The following is an 18560-nucleotide window of genomic DNA, read 5'->3' on the forward strand; positions in this document are numbered from 1 at the left end:
CCGGACTCCGGGGGCTCCTCCGTCGCGGACGCCGGCCCGCGAACGGAACGCTCGTCAGGGCCTGCTGGCCGCCGGCGGCGCCGAGGGCCCCTGCGGGCCGCGGGCGGGACGGGCCGCCGCCTTGGCCTTGCCCGCGGCCGCGGTCAGCGGGCGGGCGATGTCCTCCAGGGACCGGCGTTCGGCGTTCACGGCGAGGAACGCGGCGACGAGACCGGCCGCGCACATCAGCCCGGCGCCGATCTGGAAGGCCAGGACGGTGTCGCCGACCTTGCCGGTGCTGGTGAGGTCGGCGAAGAGCAGCGGGCCGCTGATGCCGCCGGCGGCGGTGCCGAGGGCGTAGAAGAAGGCGATGGACATGGCCCGGGTCTCCATCGGGAAGATCTCGGAGACGGTCAGGTAGGCGCTGGAGGCGCCGGCGGAGGCGAAGAAGAGCACCGCGCACCAGCAGGCGGTGAGGGTGCCGGCGCTGAGCGAGCCGCGGTCGAAGAGCCAGGCGGTGCCGAACAGCAGCACGCCGGACAGCAGGTAGGTCGAGGAGATCATCACCCGGCGGCCGACGGTGTCGAAGAGGTGGCCGAGCAGCAGCGGGCCGAAGAAGTTGCCGATGGCGATGACGGCGAAGTAGTAGCCCGTGTGGTCGGCCGGCACGTCGAAGAACTTGGTGAGGATGGCGCCGAAGCCGAAGGTGATGGCGTTGTAGAGGAACGCCTGGCCGATGAAGAGGGAGAAGCCGAGGACGGCGCGCTTGCGGTACTGGCCGAAGACGGTGCGCGCGATCTCCATGAAGGTGACGTTCTTGCGCTGGTGGATCTCGAGTTCGCCCTCGGGCCGGGCGAGCGGTTCGCGCTTCTCGTCCTGCACCTGGCGTTCGATGCCGGTGACGATCTCCTCCGCCTCGCGGTCGCGGCCGTGGATGAGCAGCCACCGCGGGCTCTCGGGGACGTGCCGGCGGACCAGCAGGATGACGAGGGCCAGGACGGCGCCGAGCGCGAAGGTGAGGCGCCAGCCGATGTCGGCGGGGAGGAGGTCGGTGTTGAGGGCGAGGATGGAGAGCAGGGAGCCGCCGACGGCGCCGAGCCAGAAGCTGCCGTTGATGATGAGGTCGACGCGGCCCCGGTACTTCGCGGGGATGAGTTCGTCGATGGCGCTGTTGATGGCGGCGTACTCACCGCCGATGCCGAAGCCGGTGAGGAACCGGAACACGAAGAACCACCAGGCCTCGGTGGAGACCGCGGTGAGCGCGGTGGCCGCGAGGTACACCGCGAGGGTGATCATGAACAGCTTCTTGCGGCCGAAGCGGTCGGTCAGCCGGCCCCAGAACAGCGCCCCGACGCAGGCGCCGGCGACGTAGAGCGCGGCGGCGACGCCGGTGATCTGCCCGGAGCTGATGCTCAGGCCGCTGCCGGGTTCGGACAGGCGGCTGGCGATGTTGCCGACGACGGTGACCTCGAGGCCGTCGAGGATCCATACGGTGCCCAGGCCGATGACGATCGACCAGTGCCACCGGGACCAGGGCAGGCGGTCGAGCCGGGCGGGGATGTTCGTGGTGATGGTCCGGCCGCTCTGCGGTGCCGGTGCTGCGGCTGTGCTCATGGGCTCCCCTCAACGCCGAAGGACGGGGTACGGGTGCCCTGGCGTCGCCGGAGTAGGCCCGGGGCGCTCGGCGGCGGGCCCGGCGCGGGAACGGCGGCTGGCGCCGGCCGGGCCCGGCTCAGGCGCCCACGGCGCGGGTGACGACGTAGATGAGCAGGCCGGCCAGCGAGCCGACGACGGTGCCGTTGATGCGGATGAACTGCAGGTCGCGGCCGATGTGCGCCTCGATCTTGCGGGTGGTGTGCTCGGCGTCCCAGCCGGCGACGGTGTCGGTGATCAGGGAGGTGATCTCCTTGCGGTAGGTGGTGACGACGTGCACGGCCGCGCCCTCGACCCAGTGGTCGACCTTCTGCTGCACCTTGGGCTCGCTCGCCATCCGGTTGCCGAGCGACAGCAGGGCGGCCCGTACCCGCGTCCGCAGCTCGCTGCGCTCGTCCTCGGCCGCCGCGACGACCATGGAGCGCACGGCGGTCCAGGCGGAGGCGATCAGGTCCTGCACCTCGGCGCGGCCGAGGATGTCGCCCTTGAGCCGTTCCACCCGGCCGCGGGTGTCGGTGTCGGACTGCAGATCGGAGGCGAAGTCGGTGAGGAAGCGGTCGAGGGCGCCGCGGGCCGGGTGGGAGGGCATGTCGCGCATCTCGGTGACGAAGCGCAGCAGTTCCTTGTAGACGCGGTCGCCGACCTTCTTGTCGACGAAGCGCGGGGTCCAGCCGGGTGCTCCGCCCTCGACGGCGCTCATGACGTCGGCGCGGTGCAGTTCGAGCCAGTCGTGGGCGCGGGCGACGACGAGGTCGACGACGCGTTTGTGGCCGCCGTCGGCGACGATCCGTTCGAGCATCTTGCCGAGGCCGGGGGCGATCTCCTGGATGTCGGCGCGCCGGGTGACGGCCTCGGTGACGACGGCCTGGACGTCCCGGTCGCGCATGACGGTGAGGGCGCCGCGGAGCGCGGTGGCGAGTTCGGCGGTGACCCGGTCGGCGTGTTCGGGCAGGGCGAGCCAGGCGCCGAGCCGGCTGCCGATGCCGACGGCGCGCAGCCGCTGCCGTACGACGTCCTGGGAGAGGAAGTTCTCGCCGACGAACTCGCCGAGGGAGATGCCGAGCTGGTCCTTCTTGGTGGGGATGATCGCGGTGTGCGGGATGGGCAGCCCGAGGGGGTGCCGGAAGAGGGCGGTGACGGCGAACCAGTCGGCGAGCGCGCCGACCATGCCGGCCTCGGCGGCGGCGGCCACGTAGCCCGCCCAGGGGCCCGCGCCCTGGTGTGCGGCGAGCCGGGAGAGCACGTAGACGAGGGCGACGAACAGCAGCAGTCCGGTCGCGGTGAGTTTCATGCGCCGTACGCCCCGCCGCCGTTCCTCGTCGGCGGGGGTGAAGGCGTTCATGGTCCGGTGCGACGCGGTCTGCTGCGTCGTGGTCCGGTCCGCTGTTCGTGTCTCGGTCTGTTCCATCAGCTCCACCCGTGCTCGGCGCGTGCGGTGATCCCGCGCACAATTGTCCCTTCCTGACCGACTCCCGGAACGAAACAGGAGTTCCCGGCGTCTGTCTGTAGGGGGGTTTCGGGCAGGGTCCTGTCAGGTCTCCCGAGCCCATGACGCATCATGGGTTCATCAAGATCGGAGCCTCGGGCTCCCATCTCCCGAGGAGAACAACGCAAGCATGACCAAGCGTCATGGTTATGCCGTGCTCAGCGCGCTGGTCGCGCTGATCGTGGCCGTGTGTGCAGCCGTCTACGTCGCGGTGGCCGCGGACGACGGCACCCCCAGTGGCACTTTCGCCGGCAGCCGCCCGCGTCATGGTTCCTCCGTCGCTCCCGCGTCGACCGGCACCTGGGTCGGCGCCTGGTCCACGGCGCCCGTGGGCGGCGAGCCGGGCACCGAGACCACCGGTCTCGCCGGCCGTTCGGTGCGCAACGTCGTGCACGCGAGCACCGCGGGTACGAGTGCCCGCATCACGCTGTCCAACCTCTACGGGCAGTCCCCGCTGACCGTCTCGCACGCCTCCCTGGCGGTGGCGGTGGGCCACGACACGGCCGAGGCCGACGCGGCGACGATGCGGCGGCTGACGTTCAACGGCGCCGCGAGCGTCGTGATCCCGGCCGGCGGCCAGGTGCTCAGCGACGCCGTGCGCGTCGTCGTCCCGCACGACTCTGACGTGCTGGTCACCACGTACTCGCCGACCCCGTCGGGCCCGGTCACCTACCACCCGCACGCGCAGCAGATGTCGTACGTCGCCCAGGGCGACCGCACGGAGGACGCGACGGGCGCCGCGTACACCGAACAGACGCCGTACTGGCGCTATCTGACGGCCCTTGACGTGCTGAGCAACGAGGCGACGGGCACGGCGGTCGTCTTCGGCGACTCGATCACCGACGGCATAACGTCCACGGTCGGCGCCAACCGCCGCTGGACCGACGTCCTCGCGGGCCGGCTGCACACGGCGGTGGCGGCCGGTGACGCCCTGCCGCGCTACGGCGTCGTCAACGAGGGCATCAGCGGCAACCAGGTCCTCGCGGACGGGCTGGGCCGGCCGGCGGAGAACCAGAGCGGCCTCGGCCGCTTCGGCCGGGACGCGCTGTCCCGGACCAATGTGAAGGTCGTCGTCATCGACCTCGGCATCAACGACATCATCCGCAACCCGGATCTCGCCGACCCGGGCAGGATCACCGAAGGCCTGCGCACCCTGGTCCGCCAGGCGCACGCCCGCGGGCTCCGGGTGGTGGGCGCGACCCTCATGCCGTTCCGCGGCCACCGCGGCTGGACGCCGGCCCGTGAGGCGGTGCGGCAGCAGGTCAACGCGGAGATCCGGTCCGGCCGGGTCTACGACTCGGTCGTCGACTTCGACCAGGCCCTGCGGGACCCGTACGACGCGCGGCGACTGCGGCCCGCGTACGACTCCGGCGATCATCTGCACCCCAGCGACCTGGGCTTCGCCAGGATGGGCGACGTCTTCGACCTGGGCGCGCTGAAGGGCGCGGGTCAGGCGGAGCTGTAAGGCGCCGGTCCGGCTCGGTGGGCCGTACCGGCGGACGGCCGTCGACGGCGACGGGGGCGGTGCCGGTACGGCGGGTGCGGCCTCACGCGCCCGTCGTGGAGCCGGGCCGCACGATCATCAGCACGGTCACGGCCGCCCACAGCAGGTTGAACACGCCGGTGAACATGGCCAGCCGAGCGGTGCTGCGGTGGCTGCCGGCCCCCTCCACCAGCGCGGCCTGGGCGGGCAGCACCAGCGCTCCCAGCACGACGGCGGCCAGCGCCGTGAGGCCGATGGACGCGATCAGCCAGGCGCTGCCGAGCACGTGCATGCCGCTTGCCGTGGCGAACCCGAAGACGGGGACGACGACGCCGACGACGGCGTACACCCGGCAGATCCGGTGCAGCAGCGCCTGCGTCTCCGCGGCCCGGTCGTCGTCCGGTGCGCTCAGGGCGCGGCGGGCGGCGGGCGGGAACATGCTCGCGGCGACCGTGACGGGCCCGATGGCGACGATGGCGGCGATGACGTGGACGGCGAGGAGGAACTTGGTCACGGCAGGAGGCTAGGCGGCGCAACGATCACCCGGCAGTGGCCGGATTGCCAGTACCCGACGGATTCTCGCCGCCGCCTTCCACGGGGGTGGCAGGGGAGCGGTTGCCGCCCCCGCAGCTTGGCGGCAACCCGTCGTACGGCTACTTTCCCGCCATGCACACCGTGGCCGTCCTGGCGCTGGACCAGGTGATCCCGTTCGACCTCTCCGTCCCGATCGATACCTTCGGCTGGGCCCGGCTGCCCGACGGCCGCCCCGCCTACCGCGTACGGGTCTGCTCCCCGGGAGCCGGACCGGGGCCGGGGGAGGTGAGCGCGGCCGGGGGCGTCTTCGCGGTGCGGGCGCCGTACGGACTTGAGGCGATGGCGGACGCGGACACGATCGTCCTGCCGGGCGTCGCCGATCCAGCGCTGCCGCTTCCGCCGGGCGTCGCGGAGGCGGTGCGCGCGGCGGCGGCGAACGGCACGCGCGTGGCGTCGATCTGCGTGGGCGCGTTCGTCCTCGCGGCCACCGGACTGCTGGACGGGCTGCGCGCGACGACGCACTGGCGGGCGGCGCGGGAACTGGCGGAGCGGTACCCGGCGGTCACGGTCGACCCGAACGTCCTCTACGTCGACAACGGCCAGTTCCTGACCTCGGCGGGCGCGGCCGCGGCTCTGGACATGTGCCTGCACATGGTCCGCCGGGACCACGGCTCGGCGGTCGCCGCGCACGCGGCCCGGATGTCGGTGATGCCGCTGGAGCGGGAGGGCGGGCAGGCCCAGTTCATCGTGCACGACCTGCCCCCGGCGCCGGCCGGCGCGACCCTGGAGCCGCTGCTGGCCTGGCTGGAGGACAACTGCGACCGCGATCTCGCCCTGGACGAGATCGCCGCCCGGGCCCGCATGAGCAGCCGCACGCTGAACCGCCGCTTCCGCGAGCAGACCGGCACGACGCCGCTGCAGTGGCTGCACCGGGCGCGGGTGCGGCGGGCCCAGTACCTGCTGGAGACGACGCCGCATCCGGTGGAACGGATCGCCGTGCAGGTGGGCTTCGGCTCCCCGACGGCCTTCCGTGAACGCTTCCGCCGGGTGGTGGGGACCAGCCCGCAGGCGTACCGGCGTTCGTTCCGGGCGGAGGGGGAGCGGGTGGCGCCGGGTGCGCGGGTGGCGGTGGACGGCCCGACGGCCTGACACCGTGGGGCGTCGACGCCGTCCAGCGCTCTGGGGCTCAGGCGCGCCGCTCAGCCGCGTCGGCCGGCCGCGCGACTCCGCCGCGCCGCTCAGCCGCGTCGGTCGGCCGCGACTCCGGCGCGTCGCACAGCCGCGTCGGTCGTACGCGCGACTCGGCCGCGCCGCTCAGCCGCGTCGGTCGGCGACGGCCCAGGAGGCCAGGGCGACCGCGCCCGCGACGCCGAGGACGGACGGCCAGGCGCCGACCTTCTTGGCCAGCGGATGCGATCCGGCGAACGCGGCCACGTACCCGGCGGTCAGCGCCCCGGCGGCCCTACCGCCCGCCCGCCTGCGCCACTGCTGCGCGGCGGCGGTCCCCGCGGCGGCCAGCACGACCCCGCCGAGCTGCCGCTTCCCGGTCCAGCGCGCGACGCCGTACCCGCCGACGAGTCCGGTCGCGGCGACCACCGCGCTGGGAACCCTGGCCATGAGCTGCCTCCATCTACGTCGTCACGTCTTGGTGTGCTTCGGGTGGCTTCACCACCTGCTCCGAGGCTAGCGCGCGCCCATACGGCTCCAACAAGCTGAGTCGTGGCTTGTCAACTTTCCGGCTCCGAGCTATATAAGAAGGCGTAGGGCATCGCACCCAGCACCTGGTGAGAGGAGTGAGCCGTGATGCTCATGCGTACGGACCCGTTCCGCGAATTCGACCGACTCGCGCAGCAGGTCTTCGGTCCCGCGAACGCCGCCGCCGGCCGCCCGTCGGCCATGCCGATGGACGCCTACCGCTCCGGTGACGACTTCCTGGTCCACTTCGACCTCCCCGGCATCGACCCGGAGACGATCGAGCTGGACGTCGAACGCAACGTCCTCAACGTCCGCGCCGAGCGCCGCGGCCCCGCGCCGGAGGGCGCCGAGATGATCGTCGCCGAGCGCCCCACGGGCACCTTCACCCGTCAGCTCTTCCTCGGCGAGACCCTCGACACCGAGCGCATCGACGCCTCGTACGAGGCGGGCGTCCTGACCCTGCGCATCCCGGTGGCCGAACAGGCCAAGCCGCGCCGCATCCAGATCAGCGGCGGAGACAGCGGCCGCAGGCAGATCACCGGCTGACCGCCCCCGGTCGCATCACCCCGCGCTCCGTGGCCCCGACCGGGGGCCGCGGAGCGCCGCCGTCGACCCGCCCGTCGTGCCGGGCGCCGGCCCCCGAGCCGCACTGGTCGCACGGACCGCATGCCACCACATACCGCGCTTTGGCTGAATTGCGCCTCATGCACGCCGCATTACGGGGTACCGGGCTTCCCGGTGTCCCGAAGTGTCCCGTAGGAGGATCCACCCCGATGACCGTGACGACCCCGCAGCCGAGAACGACCATCCCCGCCCCCATCGCCCCCGCCGTGACCCCGGCGCTGCGCCCGATCGCCCCCGAGGCCGGAGCCGACACCGCGCGCTGGGAGGAACTCGTCGACGCGGTGCGCGAGGCCGGTCGGTACTCGACCGCGGCCGAGGCCGAACACGTCACCCGCACCGTCCTGACCGCCCTGGGCGGCCACGTGACCGGCGAGGAGCGCGTCGCCCTCGCCCAGGCCCTGCCCAGGCAGGCGGGCACCCTGGTCGCCTCCCAGATCCCCGCGAACACCCCGCTGTCCGCGCGCGAGTTCGTCGAGTCCGTGGCGAGCCACCTCGACGAGGACGCCACCCCGGCCACGGCCCGCTGGGACGTCACCTCGGTCCTCGGCGTCCTCGCGGACACCGTCGGCGAGCCCCTGACGACCCGGGTCCTGACCCAACTCCCGGCGGGCTACGCCCTGCTGTTCGGCCGCGCCGACCTGGCGGCGACGGCATAGTCCCCGCCGCCGCCGCCCCGGTCCTCCACCCCGCTCTCCCGGGCGCCGCACGAACCGCCGTCGTCCCTCGGCGACCGCCGACGGCTGATGGCCGACGGCCGACGGCGGCGCCCGGAACCGAACCGACCGTACGGACCGCGTGGAGCGCACGGAGCGGACGGCGTGGAGCGCATGGACCGGACGGACCACATGAACCCCGTGCGGTCAGACCCGCTCGAGCTCCCGGTGCGGCCCGTCGGGCAGCTCCACGGAGATCGCGTCCCCGGCGCGCACGACGCCGCCCACCCTCACCACACCCATCACCCCGGCCCGGTAGCGGACGCGCCCGTCCGCATCGTGTCCCACCACCTGCTTCAGCAGCCCCCGTTGGAAGCCGTCGATCTGGAGGCACGGATTGCGCAGCCCGGTCACCTCCACGACGGCCTCGTCCCCGATCCGGAGCAGCGCCCCCGTCGGCAGCCCCAGCAGATCGATCCCCCGGGTGGTGATGTTCTCGCCCAGTTCCCCGGCGGCCACCCGGAACCCGCTCGCCGCGACCTCCTCGAACAGTTCCTCATGGATGAGGTGCACCTGCCGGAGGTTCGGCCGGGTCGGATCCTGGGCTACACGTGACCGGTGCTTCACGGTCACCCCCGCATGCACGTCCCCCTCGACCCCGAGCCCGGCGAGCAGGGTGATCCGCTCCCGGTTGGGCTTGGTGAAGGAGTACTCGCCGTTGCTGCTGACGGCAGTGACAGTCGCGCTCATCGCAGACCCCCGTGTCGGCTCTTCGTCGCAGAATCCACCGAGAGCGTAGCGGCGGTCCCGGCCGCCCGACCGCCCGCCCGCTGGGCGTACTTCACGCCCCGTTTCCCCGACCGGACCCCGCGCCACGGCACCGACGCCCCTCGAACCGGCGACTTGGTCCGGATACCTGACACGGGCTCGGGTACCCGGCTCGGAGTACGGCCCATGGCCGAGCCCGGCACGAGGTGACAGCAACGGAGACTTAGATGAAGGCCAGCCGAACGGCAGTCCCGACGGCCCCCGCGCCGGTCGCAGCGGAAACGCGCTCCGCGCACGTCCTCGCCGGACGCTACCGGCTGGGCGCGAGAATCGGATCGGGAGGCATGGCCGACGTCTACGAGGGCGTGGACACGCGCCTCGGACGGCCCGTCGCCGTCAAGGTGTTCCGGCCCGGCCCGGGCCCGCAGACCGAGGACCGACTCACGGCGGAGGCCGTGCTGCTCGCCGGCCTGCAGCACCCCGGACTGGTCACGGTCTACGACTCCGGCCGCGAGGACAACCACACGTACCTGGTCATGCAACTGGTCGAAGGCCCCACGCTGCACAGCCTCCTGGAGAGCGGCCCGCTGCCCGAGCGACGCGTGACGGCCCTCGGCGCCGCCCTCGCCCGGGCGCTCGCCCACGTCCACCGCGCCGACATAGTGCACCGCGACGTCAAACCGTCGAACGTCCTGCTCGACCCGGCCGGCGACCCCCACCTGGCCGACTTCGGCATAGCGCGCCTGACGGACGCCACCCGCCAGACGGCCCCCGACGTGCTGACGGGCACGGCCGCGTATCTGGCGCCGGAGCAGGTCGAGGGCGGCTACGTCGGACCGCCCGCCGACGTCTACGCGCTCGGCCTGGTCCTGCTGGAATGCCTCAAAGGGGAACTGGAATACCCGGGCACCGCGCTGGAGGCCGCGGTCGCCCGCCTCCTGCGCGCACCGGAGCTCCCTCCCTGGATCTCCCCGGACCTGGCGACCCTGCTCCGCGCCATGACCGCCAAGGACCCCGAGGCCCGCCCCGACGCCGAACAGTGCGCGCGCACCCTGGCCGCCCTGAACGCGCCCGGTACCGCGGCCAGCCCTGCCGCGGGCCTCGCGATGACGCGGCGACCGACGGCAACCCGCCCCGCCCGTACGGAGGGTCTGAAAACGCCGGCAGCGCTCCGCCCGACCACCGCGGACGCCGCGGCCGGACCGGGCCCCGCGCGGCCCGCGGACGGCCGCCGGCACGGCCGCCGCCTGGCGGTGGGCACCGCCCTGGCCGCCATCTCCGTGGCCCTGGGCACGGCCTTCGCCGTCTCCCCGGACACCAGCGGAACCAGCGACGACCGGGCCGAGGCGAGCTCCACCGCCACGACCCCCGATCGCCCGGCGTCCGAGAAGGCGACTCCCGGCAACGGGCCCAGCACCGCCCCACCGGCCGCCCCCCGCACCCAGCCCGGCTCCGGACCGACGCGCACCCAGCCCACGTCCGGCACATCCGGCCCCCGCGCTCAGGCCGCCACCCCGGCCACCCCCCACGCCGAGCCCATCTCCAGGACCCTGCCCCCGTCCTCACCGGCGGCCCCCACGCCCCACACCACCCACGGCAACAACGGCGCCCGCCCCCAGGACCCCTCCACCCGCCACCCCGGCAACACGGCCCACCCGCCCCAGGCCACCCCGAGCCCCCCGGGCCAGAGCAACGAGCCGTCGCCGTCCACTACGCCGGAAGGCGAAGAGGGCGAAGAGTGAGGCCGGACCGTCAGGTCCTCCGCCTCACGCGCTCAGCTCGCGGTGATCGCTGAGTAGGTCCACACGTCCGCTGGGAGCTGGTGATCCAGACGCCAGGTGATCGCCATCGGCTTGCTGCCGGTGTGGCTCTCGTAGGTGGCCGGGCCGAGGAGCATCCACGGCTGAGACTTACCTATGTCGGTGTTCCTGTAGCGGCGCATGAACAGCAGGACGTGGCTCCCACGCTGTTTGTGCTGCCGGTACCGCAGGCCGGTAGGGGAGTTCTCCGCCGTCGAGTTCTGGGACTCCCAGTGGAAGAGCGTCGGACTCAGGGCATAGTCCTTGTAGCGGACGGTGGGTGAGAAGTCCTTCTCGTTCTTCTCCAGCGTGATGAGCAGGGCATCCGTCTTCAGCTCATCGACCCACTGCACGCCCTGCGCGAAGGATCGCGGCATCTGCCCGCCGAAGCGGGCCACTCCGAGGGCGGCGAGGATCTCGGAACGGTTGTACGCGCTGTGGACTCTGAGTGGGACATGGCTGAGCCGGCCGGTCAGCGGGATCGGGAAGTGGTCCGCCTGTTCCATGACATGTGACAGCACCTGCCGCAGCTCGTCGCGGAGCGCCCGCTGAACGCGCAGTGACTCAAGGCCCTCCTGGAAGCCGGTGAACCCGCCCGCGTTGTCCCACAGGTTGAAGAACAGCATGCGGGCGTACGACTGGTCGCCCGGAGTCAGATCCTCGTAGGTAGGAGCGCCTTCCTCGAGTAGCCGGAGATAGGCCGCGGCCCGCTCCGGGTCGTCGACATGGAGGAACGCGTGGACCCGCTTGAGTAGCGCCGCCTCGCCCGGAGCCGGGGCCTCCTCGGTCAGACCGGCTCGCCGCAGCACGGAAGTCCAGGAGTTGTCACTCTTGTAGAGCTCCGAGAGCGGGGTGAGGGGCCGGATCGCGAAGGCCCCGGGTGCCTCCTGCTTCGCCAGGGCGAGCAACTGCCGCGGGCCTTCTGCGACCGTGCTGACCGGCGAGGCTTCGCCGAGCTCGGGAGAAGCGGTACTCAGCGACGTGAGGATCTGGTTGGCGAACCGAACCTGCTGGGCGGGCGGCAGCTGATGGAGCCTGCGGGCGACCACCTCACCGATGTGACGGGCCAGCACATGGGGCGCCGACTCCGCGCTGACCTCCGCGTCGACGGCCTTCCACCCCTCGGCCTCGAGCTGTCCCAGCGCCTTGCTCACGTCCTCGGTGATCAGCCGCTCGTACACGCCGGCGACCGGCTGCACCTGTTCCCCCGGCTCCGCCACCTAGCCCCCCTCGACCACTTTCAATGTGCATCTGTTTTAACAGGAGGCACTGACAGGCGTCCGCAGCTACAGGAGGGAGAAAACCGCCAACCCGACCCCGAAGGCCGTGAAAAGCGCGCACCACACCAAGTTCGCGGTGGGTGAGTACGACTTCGCCGTGCGGACCACCACCGCGCGTCTTGGGTCCGCCGGGTCGTAGCGAAGGGTCACCGGGGTGCCGCGGTACAGGGCGTTGGGGGCGTCGGGGTTCAGGGGGACCTGGCGGTAGGTCTGGGTGGCGGGGGCTGAGGTGTGGCCCGGAGGTGGGGCCTCGTAGCGGATCTGGGGTGGGTGGTAGGACGTGCCGACGCGGCGCGGGGAGTTGGCCACCTCGCCCCGGGTCTGGACGCCCCGCACGCCGAGTCGGCCCAGGGACCGGCGGGCGCGCAGGGCGGCGTGGGCGCCGTGGGCGCCGATGGACGTGCAGAGGGCGGCGCAGAGGAGGGAGAGGGCGAGCCAGGGTTGGGGCACGGCCGGGTCCGCCCCCTCCGCCTCGTTCCGCTGGGACCAGCTCTCTAGACGGCTACCGCGGCGTCCGGGGTTCCGTGGCACTCGCCGTACGCCCGCCCCGAGCCGCACCAGCAGTGCGCCGTCCGCTGCGGGGGCCAGGCGACGGCTCGGCCGCGGGCCGCGAGGGTGGTGGCGTACTGGGGGAGGAGGGTCGGATCGGACGGGCTCGAGCTCTCCGAGGCGGCGAAGGCCTCGTAGGACGGGACCGTGCCGGTGACGATGCCCAGGTTGGGGGTGCCCGAGGAGGCCAGTTCGCGGAGGGAGGCCTCTATGGTCGCCAGGTGGGCGTCGTGGGAGGGGTACTCGGTGGCCAGGTCGGCGTAGGCCGCGAGCAGTTCCGCCAGTTCGGCCGCCGGCCAGTGCAGGACCGCCACCGGGAACGGGCGGGAGAGGGCCTCCCGGTAGGCGCCCAGTTCGGCGTTGAGGCGGGAGATCTCCGCGGCCAGCTCCGCCGGGTTGTCCGAGCCCAGGGACCAGACCCGCTTCGGGTCGTGGAGTTCGTCCAGGGAGACCGGGGAGGTATGGAGGCTGTCCGCGAGGGTGTCCCAGTGGTCGTGGGGCAGGCCCAGCATGCGGCGGACGCGGTGGCGGCCGTAGAGGAGGGGGTGCGTGCCGTACGAGGGCTCCGTGCCGTCCGGCAGGAGGAGGGTGGCCGCCTGCGTGAAGGTCTGCTCCGCCGCCTCCAGCTCGTCGTGCGACTCCAGGGACTCGGCGACGATCACCCAGGGGGCCGGGTCGCGGGGCGCGGACGCGCGGATGCCGTCGATGATCGCCCTGGCCTCCGCCTCGTGGTCGTACTCCCACAGGTTCGAGGCCTTCAGGGCGCGGACGAGGTGGGGGTCATCCAGGCCGTCGGCGGAGGACAGCAGGCGGTCGTAGAGCGTCGTCGCGGCGGGGCGGTCGCCGGACAGTTCCAGATGGGCCGCGGCGCGCAGGAGCAGGGCTTCGGCGTCCTCGGGGTACAGGCCGGCGGTCCGCTCCAGGCGTGCCGCTTCGGCGGTGTGGTCGACGTTCTCGGCAGGCGTGTCGGGGCGCATGGGTGACACCGTACTGCCGACCGGTGACACAGGTGGAGTACGTGGTTTCCCGGGGTGCGGCCCCCGCTCCTCACATTCCGGTCATGCCGCCGCCGGTGAGGGCCGGGGCCAGCGCCGGGACCCAGAAGACGGCGACGGCCAGTGCGAGCGAGGCGATGCCCACGGCACGGGCCACCAGGTGGCCGGCCGGAGCCAGTTTCTCCACGGAGATCACGGCGGCGAGGACCACCATGGCCCACAGGTTCATCACGCCGAAGGCCGCCAGCACCACCATCAGCGACCAGCAGCACCCCAGGCAGAAGGCCCCGTGGTGGAGGCCGGCACGCGGATCGCGCCAGGGCGCCGGGTAGGAGGCGTAGCGCAGCATCGTCCCGACCGGCGAGCGGCACTTCGCCAGGCAGCGGTCCTTCAGGGGGGTGAGCTGGTACACGCCGTTGACGGCGAAGACGGCGGCGGCCACCGCGGTCCCGGCCACGACGGGCAGGCTCGTCACCCGGCCCAGGGCGGCCGCCAGTCCGTAGGCCGGCAGCCCGGCGGCGGCCCACACCAGCAGGTAGGCGACGGTGAAGACCACCATGCGCGGCGCCCGGTGAACGGCGATCGTGCGCGCGTACAGCCCGGCGACGGGCGCCGTCGCGGGCAGCATCATGGCCGCCATCATCAGCGTCCACACGGCCAGGAAGGCGGGCAGGCCCAGCCCCATGGTCCCGGTCGTCGCCGGAGTGCCGCCCCAACGCGCGACCATCCACACCCAGGCGGCGGCCGCCGCGACCAGCAGCAGTGCGGAGGGGGCGGCCGCCCCGCGGCCGACGGCGACCGACCGGCCGGTCACGCCGACCACGTGAAGGGCGCCGAGTGGGCGTTGCCGCCGGAGAAGTCCCAGGACCGGCCGTGGACGCCGGCGCCGGTAGCGCGGCTGGATCTGGCGATCGTCAACGTGCTGTTCACCGGGTGGAACATGCCGGTGAGGCCCATGACCGGACCGTCCTCGCCGTACTGCGGTGCGACCTGGTCCTCGATCTCGATGTCGATGGCGTCGCCCACCCGCGCGGAGTGGCGGCGGCCGTCGTCGCGGTAGTCGATGGGGACGCGCTCCACCCCGAGGACCTCGCCGATGAGCGGGGCGAGCGCCGCCATGGGCCCGCCGGCCTGGCCGGAGAAGACCTTGCCGAGCGCGTCCGCCTGGCCGTCGTCGGCCGAGGCGTCCAGGTACAGCGCCACCTGCCAGCCGCCGTCGGCCATGACCCGGGGCGCGTCGATGAAGACGGCGACGTTGCGGCCGGCGACGTCCACGCCGTCCACGGTCCCGCTGTCCACGTGGAAGGCGAAGGTCACCTGGCAGCGCTCGTGGTCGGCCGGTGCGGTGAGGCCCGAGGTGGTGCAGGGGCACACCACGTCGCAGTTGCAGCTCTCCAGATACGTGCCGTTCAGATTCCAGGGCACGGCTTTCGCCTCCCTCGTCACGTCCCCCGCGGTTCTGCGTCCCCCTCGGTCCACGTCACCCGTGGACCGCTTCGGAAGGGCCCGATCGCTCGCGATGCCGCTCTGCTCCCAGGCTATTCCCGGGGGCGCCCGCCCCGCAGGTCCGCCGGCGGCCCGGGGAGCGGAGCCCCGGAGGCCGGCGGCCGGGAGGTCTGTGCCGTGGATGTGGAACCATCGCGGGGAGTCCGGGCGTTGTAGGAACGAGGGGGCCGGGAACCGGTCCCGGCAGGGGAAGAGAGAGGGGGGTGCCGTGATCGGCCGCAGCCGCGTCGCGCGTCCTCTCGCGCCTGCCGCCTTCCTGCTGGTGCTGGTGCACCTGCTCGTGCTCCAGGCCGTGCTCCTCGACACCGGCGGCCTCTCCGCCGCCGTCGCCCTGGCCGCGACGGCCGCCGCCGGGTCCGCCCTCGCCGCCTGCTCGCTGCTGGCCGCCCGCTGCGCGCCCGCCGTCCCGCCCCACCGGGTGCGCACCGCGATACGCGACCGGGCCCGCCGTACGGCCTTCCTGCCCCAGCGCGACCCCGACGCCCCGGGACGCCGCCGGCCCCGGGCGCCCGGACACGCCCTCGCGACGATCCGCGCGTAGGGCACCCCTCTCCTCGCCTTCACCGACGAGACCGCCGGTCCTCACCGGTGCCCTCGCGCGGGTCGTCGTGCCGTCCTGTCCACTCCGGTCACACCGGCGCCGACGCACCCCGTCCCGAAGGGCTCAACCCATGTCCACCCCCATGTCCGTCTTCGCGCACCTCGTCGAGCAGCTCGCCGACCTGCTCCAGCCGCTCTTCCACGCCTCCGCGGCGGCCGCGGCGATCGTCCTGTTCACCGCGCTCGTACGGCTGCTCGTGCACCCCCTGTCCCGGGCCGCCGCCCGTGGCCAGCGCGCCCGCGCCGAACTCCAGCCGCGGATCGCGGAGCTGCGTGAGAAGCACGCCAAGGATCCGCAGCGGCTGCAGAAGGCGGTACTGGAGCTGCACGCCGAGGAGAAGGTGTCGCCGCTCTCCGGCTGCCTGCCCGGCCTGCTCCAGCTTCCGGCCTTCTTCCTCCTCTACCACCTGTTCTCCAACACCTCGATCGGCGGCGCGAGCAACGGACTGCTGACGCACTCCCTGCTCGCCGCGCCGCTCGGCGGCCGCTGGGCCGACGCCCTCGCCGACGGCGGGTTGTTCGGACCGGCCGGGCTCGTCTACGTCGTTCTCTTCGTCCTCGTCGCGGCCGTCGCCGCCTTCAACTACCGGCGCACCAAGCTGATGGCGGCGAAGAACCCCGTCGCGGTGCCCGCGGGGGACGGCGGTCAGGTGCCGGGGCTCGCGGCGGTCGGCAAGGTGATGCCGTTCATGTCCTTCTTCACGCTCGTCACCGTGGCGGTCATACCGCTCGCGGCGGCGCTGTACGTCGTCACCAGCACGACCTGGAGCGCGCTGGAGCGGGCCGCGCTGTACCGGTAAGCCGGGGCGCGCTGCGGGGCCGGGTTACGGTCCAGTACCTGAACAGGGTCTTGTGGACTGGACAGGCGACTTGGAGGATCGACCAGTCCTGCGATGGCTGCACCCATCCGCCGGGCGCCCGCTATCGAGGGAGATGGTGACCATGAAGCTGCTGCGAGTCGGTACTGCCGGAGCGGAGCGCCCGGCGCTGCTCGACGCCCAGGGAACCCTGCGCGACCTGTCGGGGATCGTGGACGACATCGACGGCGCGCTGCTCGCCGACGACGGCGCGCTCGGTCGCGTCCGGGCGGCGGCCGACGCCGGTGAACTGCCCGCGCTGGAGGCGGCGGGGCTGCGGATCGGGCCTCCCGTCGGCCGCATCGGCAAGATCGTGTGCATCGGGCTCAACTACCACGACCACGCCCGGGAGACCGGCGCCGAGCCGCCCACCGAGCCCGTGATCTTCTTCAAGGCCCCGGACACGGTCGTCGGGCCGTACGACACCGTGCTGGTGCCGCGCGGGTCCGGCAAGACCGACTGGGAGGTGGAGCTGGCCGTCGTCGTCGGGCGTACGGCCCGCTATCTGGAGTCGGCCGAGGAGGGGCTCGCGCATGTCGCCGGGTACGCGGTGGCGCACGACGTGTCCGAGCGGGAGTTCCAGATCGAGCGGGGCGGCACCTGGGACAAGGGGAAGAACTGCGAGACGTTCAACCCGCTGGGTCCCTGGCTGGTGACGGCGGACGAGGTCTCCGACCCGCAGGCGCTCGCGCTGAGGCTGTGGGTCAACGGGGAGCTGAAGCAGGACGGGACCACGGCCGAGCAGATCTTCCCGGTGGGGGAAGTGGTGCGGTACGTCAGCCAGTTCATGACGCTGTATCCCGGGGACGTCATCAACACCGGTACGCCGGCCGGGGTCGCCATGGGCCGGCCCGACCCGAAGCCGTATCTGCGGGCCGGGGATGTGGTCGAGCTGGAGGTCGAGGGGCTGGGGCGGCAGCGGCAGGAGCTGAAGCACGCGTAGGCGCTCCGCTGGGGGTGCGGGCGGCTCCGGTAAGGGGTTCGGCTGCGGGGTGGGTTGTGGCTGTTCGCGCAGTTCCCCGCGCCCCTTTTGGGGTGCTGCGGTCGTGGGGTTGGCTGCGGGTGGGTTGTGGCTGAGCGCGCGGTTCCTCGCGCCCCTTTTGGGGTGCTGCGGTCGTGGGGTTGGCTGCGGGTGGGTTGGGGTTGAGCGCGCGGTTCCCCGCGCCCCTGGCGGGGCGCGGGGGGCTTTGGTCAGTGGAGTAGGTCGGACAGGCGGCGCCAGGAATCGCGGGGGAGGGAGTCCCGGTCGCCGTCGTCGATGACCTGGAGGGCGACGTGGTCGGCGCCTGCCTCGTGGAAGGCGGTGATCCGGTCGCGGATGCGGTCTTCGGAGCCCCAGGCGTAGAGGGCGTCGATCAGGCGGTCGCTGCCGCCCGCCGACAGGTCGTCCTCGGTGAAGCCCAGGCGCTGGAAGTTGTTGGTGTAGTTGGGCAGCGCCAGGTACATCGCCAGGTGTTCGCGGGCCAGGGCGCGAGCCGTGGCCGGGTCCGTCTCCAGGACCACCTTGAACTCCGGTGCCAGCAGCGGCTGCTCGCCCAGGATCTCGCGGGCCCGGGCGGTGTGCTCGGGGGTGACGAGGTAGGGGACCGAGCCCGCCGCCCGGTCGCGGGACAGCTCCAGCGTCTTCGGGCCGAGTGCCGCGAGGACCCGGCGCCCGGCCGGGACGCCGGCCTTGTCCAGCGCGTCGAGGTAGGCGACCAGCGCGGAGTACGGGCGCCGGTACTGCTCGGCGAGCTTGGCGTGGCTCACGCCGAGGCCGAGCAGGAAGCGGCCGGGGTGGGCCGACTCCACCTCGGCGAAGGCGGCCGCGCTCTCCTCGGCCTCGTACTGCCAGATGCTCTGGATGCTCGTGCCGACGGCCAGCCGGGACGTCGCCGCCAGGAGCGGGAGGGCGTGCCGGGCCGAGCTGCTGCCGCCCAGCCAGGCAGCGCCGTACCCGAGCTGCTCCAGTTCCGCGGCGGCCTCGGCGATCTCGCCGCGCAGGGCGGGCTCCTCCGAGCGCAGTCCCACGCTCCAGACGCCGTACCGGCCGACGGCCTCCTTGGCGGTGTTCCCGTCGTTCGTCGACTCGCTCATCGGGTCACTTCCCTCCGGATGGG

General features: G+C 73.1%; 18 protein-coding genes and 1 pseudogene. 8 read left to right on the forward strand and 11 right to left on the reverse strand.

From position 1 onward, the window contains the following. Positions 1 to 54 precede the first annotated feature (54 nt). Both ACZ7JA_RS04990 and ACZ7JA_RS04995 read right to left on the reverse strand, forming a co-directional pair. On the reverse strand, positions 55 to 1593 hold the full coding sequence (locus tag ACZ7JA_RS04990) for an MFS transporter (RefSeq protein ID WP_470807227.1): 1539 nt from the start codon (positions 1591 to 1593) through the stop codon (positions 55 to 57). 118 nt (positions 1594 to 1711) lie between these two features. Beyond that, on the reverse strand, positions 1712 to 3040 hold the full coding sequence (locus tag ACZ7JA_RS04995) for a DUF445 domain-containing protein (protein WP_389299009.1): 1329 nt from the start codon (positions 3038 to 3040) through the stop codon (positions 1712 to 1714). A 208-nt stretch (positions 3041 to 3248) separates the two neighbouring features. Here ACZ7JA_RS04995 and ACZ7JA_RS05000 point away from each other — a divergent pair, with 208 nt between their 5' ends. Next, complete coding sequence (locus ACZ7JA_RS05000) at positions 3249 to 4583, forward strand: SGNH/GDSL hydrolase family protein (protein ID WP_470807228.1); 1335 nt, start codon at positions 3249 to 3251, stop codon at positions 4581 to 4583. 82 nt (positions 4584 to 4665) lie between these two features. Here ACZ7JA_RS05000 and ACZ7JA_RS05005 read toward each other — a convergent pair whose 3' ends face one another. Beyond that, positions 4666 to 5115: a hypothetical protein gene (locus ACZ7JA_RS05005; RefSeq protein ID WP_389299015.1), complete on the reverse strand. Its 450-nt coding sequence runs from the start codon at positions 5113 to 5115 to the stop codon at positions 4666 to 4668. A gap of 152 nt (positions 5116 to 5267) precedes the next feature. Here ACZ7JA_RS05005 and ACZ7JA_RS05010 point away from each other — a divergent pair, with 152 nt between their 5' ends. Then, entirely contained in the window at positions 5268 to 6284 is a 1017-nt protein-coding gene (locus tag ACZ7JA_RS05010) for a GlxA family transcriptional regulator (protein WP_470807230.1), read from the forward strand. 165 nt (positions 6285 to 6449) lie between these two features. On the opposite strand, the gene ACZ7JA_RS05015 is transcribed toward ACZ7JA_RS05010, so the two are convergent. Beyond that, positions 6450 to 6752, reverse strand: coding sequence for a hypothetical protein (locus ACZ7JA_RS05015; protein WP_351665214.1), 303 nt, complete (start codon positions 6750 to 6752; stop codon positions 6450 to 6452). Between the two features lie 186 nt (positions 6753 to 6938). On the opposite strand from ACZ7JA_RS05015, the gene ACZ7JA_RS05020 reads away from it, so the two are divergent. Both ACZ7JA_RS05020 and ACZ7JA_RS05025 read left to right on the forward strand, forming a co-directional pair. Then, a complete protein-coding gene (locus tag ACZ7JA_RS05020; protein WP_351665212.1) occupies positions 6939 to 7376 on the forward strand; it encodes an Hsp20/alpha crystallin family protein in 438 nt (145 codons plus the stop codon). Between the two features lie 227 nt (positions 7377 to 7603). Further along, on the forward strand, positions 7604 to 8110 hold the full coding sequence (locus tag ACZ7JA_RS05025) for a DUF2267 domain-containing protein (protein ID WP_450744162.1): 507 nt from the start codon (positions 7604 to 7606) through the stop codon (positions 8108 to 8110). Positions 8111 to 8314: 204 nt separating this feature from the next. Here ACZ7JA_RS05025 and ACZ7JA_RS05030 read toward each other — a convergent pair whose 3' ends face one another. Then, positions 8315 to 8857: an MOSC domain-containing protein gene (locus tag ACZ7JA_RS05030; RefSeq protein ID WP_470807231.1), complete on the reverse strand. Its 543-nt coding sequence runs from the start codon at positions 8855 to 8857 to the stop codon at positions 8315 to 8317. Positions 8858 to 9219: 362 nt separating this feature from the next. On the opposite strand from ACZ7JA_RS05030, the gene ACZ7JA_RS05035 reads away from it, so the two are divergent. Then, a complete protein-coding gene (locus ACZ7JA_RS05035; RefSeq protein ID WP_470807233.1) occupies positions 9220 to 10617 on the forward strand; it encodes a serine/threonine-protein kinase in 1398 nt (465 codons plus the stop codon). Positions 10618 to 10649: 32 nt separating this feature from the next. Here ACZ7JA_RS05035 and ACZ7JA_RS05040 read toward each other — a convergent pair. From ACZ7JA_RS05040 to ACZ7JA_RS05060, 5 genes and pseudogenes are all read right to left on the reverse strand, one after another. After that, a pseudogene (locus ACZ7JA_RS05040) lies at positions 10650 to 11522 on the reverse strand (DUF3427 domain-containing protein); the annotation flags it as partial. Positions 11523 to 11960: 438 nt separating this feature from the next. Then, complete coding sequence (locus ACZ7JA_RS05045) at positions 11961 to 12404, reverse strand: DUF3592 domain-containing protein (RefSeq protein WP_470807234.1); 444 nt, start codon at positions 12402 to 12404, stop codon at positions 11961 to 11963. A gap of 44 nt (positions 12405 to 12448) precedes the next feature. After that, positions 12449 to 13480, reverse strand: a complete 1032-nt coding sequence (locus ACZ7JA_RS05050) for an SEC-C domain-containing protein (RefSeq protein ID WP_389299032.1) — start codon at positions 13478 to 13480, stop codon at positions 12449 to 12451. A 70-nt stretch (positions 13481 to 13550) separates the two neighbouring features. After that, entirely contained in the window at positions 13551 to 14312 is a 762-nt protein-coding gene (locus tag ACZ7JA_RS05055; protein ID WP_351665198.1) for a DUF2182 domain-containing protein, read from the reverse strand. Then, positions 14309 to 14923: a DUF1326 domain-containing protein gene (locus ACZ7JA_RS05060; protein ID WP_351665196.1), complete on the reverse strand. Its 615-nt coding sequence runs from the start codon at positions 14921 to 14923 to the stop codon at positions 14309 to 14311. The genes ACZ7JA_RS05055 and ACZ7JA_RS05060 overlap by 4 nt, the downstream gene beginning before the upstream one ends. 289 nt (positions 14924 to 15212) lie before the next feature. Here ACZ7JA_RS05060 and ACZ7JA_RS05065 point away from each other — a divergent pair, with 289 nt between their 5' ends. From ACZ7JA_RS05065 to ACZ7JA_RS05075, 3 genes are all read left to right on the forward strand, one after another. Continuing rightward, positions 15213 to 15545: a DUF6412 domain-containing protein gene (locus ACZ7JA_RS05065; protein WP_351665194.1), complete on the forward strand. Its 333-nt coding sequence runs from the start codon at positions 15213 to 15215 to the stop codon at positions 15543 to 15545. Positions 15546 to 15687: 142 nt separating this feature from the next. Beyond that, a complete protein-coding gene (locus ACZ7JA_RS05070; RefSeq protein WP_351665412.1) occupies positions 15688 to 16404 on the forward strand; it encodes a YidC/Oxa1 family membrane protein insertase in 717 nt (238 codons plus the stop codon). A 142-nt stretch (positions 16405 to 16546) separates the two neighbouring features. Next, complete coding sequence (locus ACZ7JA_RS05075) at positions 16547 to 17404, forward strand: fumarylacetoacetate hydrolase family protein (RefSeq protein WP_470807237.1); 858 nt, start codon at positions 16547 to 16549, stop codon at positions 17402 to 17404. A 248-nt stretch (positions 17405 to 17652) separates the two neighbouring features. On the opposite strand, the gene ACZ7JA_RS05080 is transcribed toward ACZ7JA_RS05075, so the two are convergent. Continuing rightward, positions 17653 to 18537, reverse strand: a complete 885-nt coding sequence (locus ACZ7JA_RS05080; protein WP_470807239.1) for an LLM class F420-dependent oxidoreductase — start codon at positions 18535 to 18537, stop codon at positions 17653 to 17655. Between the last annotated feature and the right edge of the window lie 23 nt (positions 18538 to 18560).

Source organism: Streptomyces sp. NPDC038135, assembly GCF_055601245.1.

Bases quoted from the DNA above. Each gene is read 5' to 3' on its own strand.
- ACZ7JA_RS04990 (WP_470807227.1), bottom strand. From the start codon at position 1,593: ATGAGCACAGCCGCAGCACCGGCACCGCAGAGCGGCCGGACCATCACC.
- ACZ7JA_RS05075 (WP_470807237.1), top strand. From the start codon at position 16,547: ATGAAGCTGCTGCGAGTCGGTACTGCCGGAGCGGAGCGCCCGGCGCTG.
- ACZ7JA_RS05080 (WP_470807239.1), bottom strand. From the start codon at position 18,537: ATGAGCGAGTCGACGAACGACGGGAACACCGCCAAGGAGGCCGTCGGC.
- ACZ7JA_RS05015 (WP_351665214.1), bottom strand. From the start codon at position 6,752: ATGGCCAGGGTTCCCAGCGCGGTGGTCGCCGCGACCGGACTCGTCGGC.
- ACZ7JA_RS05070 (WP_351665412.1), top strand. From the start codon at position 15,688: ATGTCCGTCTTCGCGCACCTCGTCGAGCAGCTCGCCGACCTGCTCCAG.
- ACZ7JA_RS05035 (WP_470807233.1), top strand. From the start codon at position 9,220: ATGGCCGACGTCTACGAGGGCGTGGACACGCGCCTCGGACGGCCCGTC.
- ACZ7JA_RS05050 (WP_389299032.1), bottom strand. From the start codon at position 13,480: ATGCGCCCCGACACGCCTGCCGAGAACGTCGACCACACCGCCGAAGCG.
- ACZ7JA_RS05000 (WP_470807228.1), top strand. From the start codon at position 3,249: ATGACCAAGCGTCATGGTTATGCCGTGCTCAGCGCGCTGGTCGCGCTG.
- ACZ7JA_RS04995 (WP_389299009.1), bottom strand. From the start codon at position 3,040: ATGGAACAGACCGAGACACGAACAGCGGACCGGACCACGACGCAGCAG.
- ACZ7JA_RS05025 (WP_450744162.1), top strand. From the start codon at position 7,604: ATGACCGTGACGACCCCGCAGCCGAGAACGACCATCCCCGCCCCCATC.
- ACZ7JA_RS05020 (WP_351665212.1), top strand. From the start codon at position 6,939: ATGCTCATGCGTACGGACCCGTTCCGCGAATTCGACCGACTCGCGCAG.
- ACZ7JA_RS05010 (WP_470807230.1), top strand. From the start codon at position 5,268: ATGCACACCGTGGCCGTCCTGGCGCTGGACCAGGTGATCCCGTTCGAC.
- ACZ7JA_RS05030 (WP_470807231.1), bottom strand. From the start codon at position 8,857: ATGAGCGCGACTGTCACTGCCGTCAGCAGCAACGGCGAGTACTCCTTC.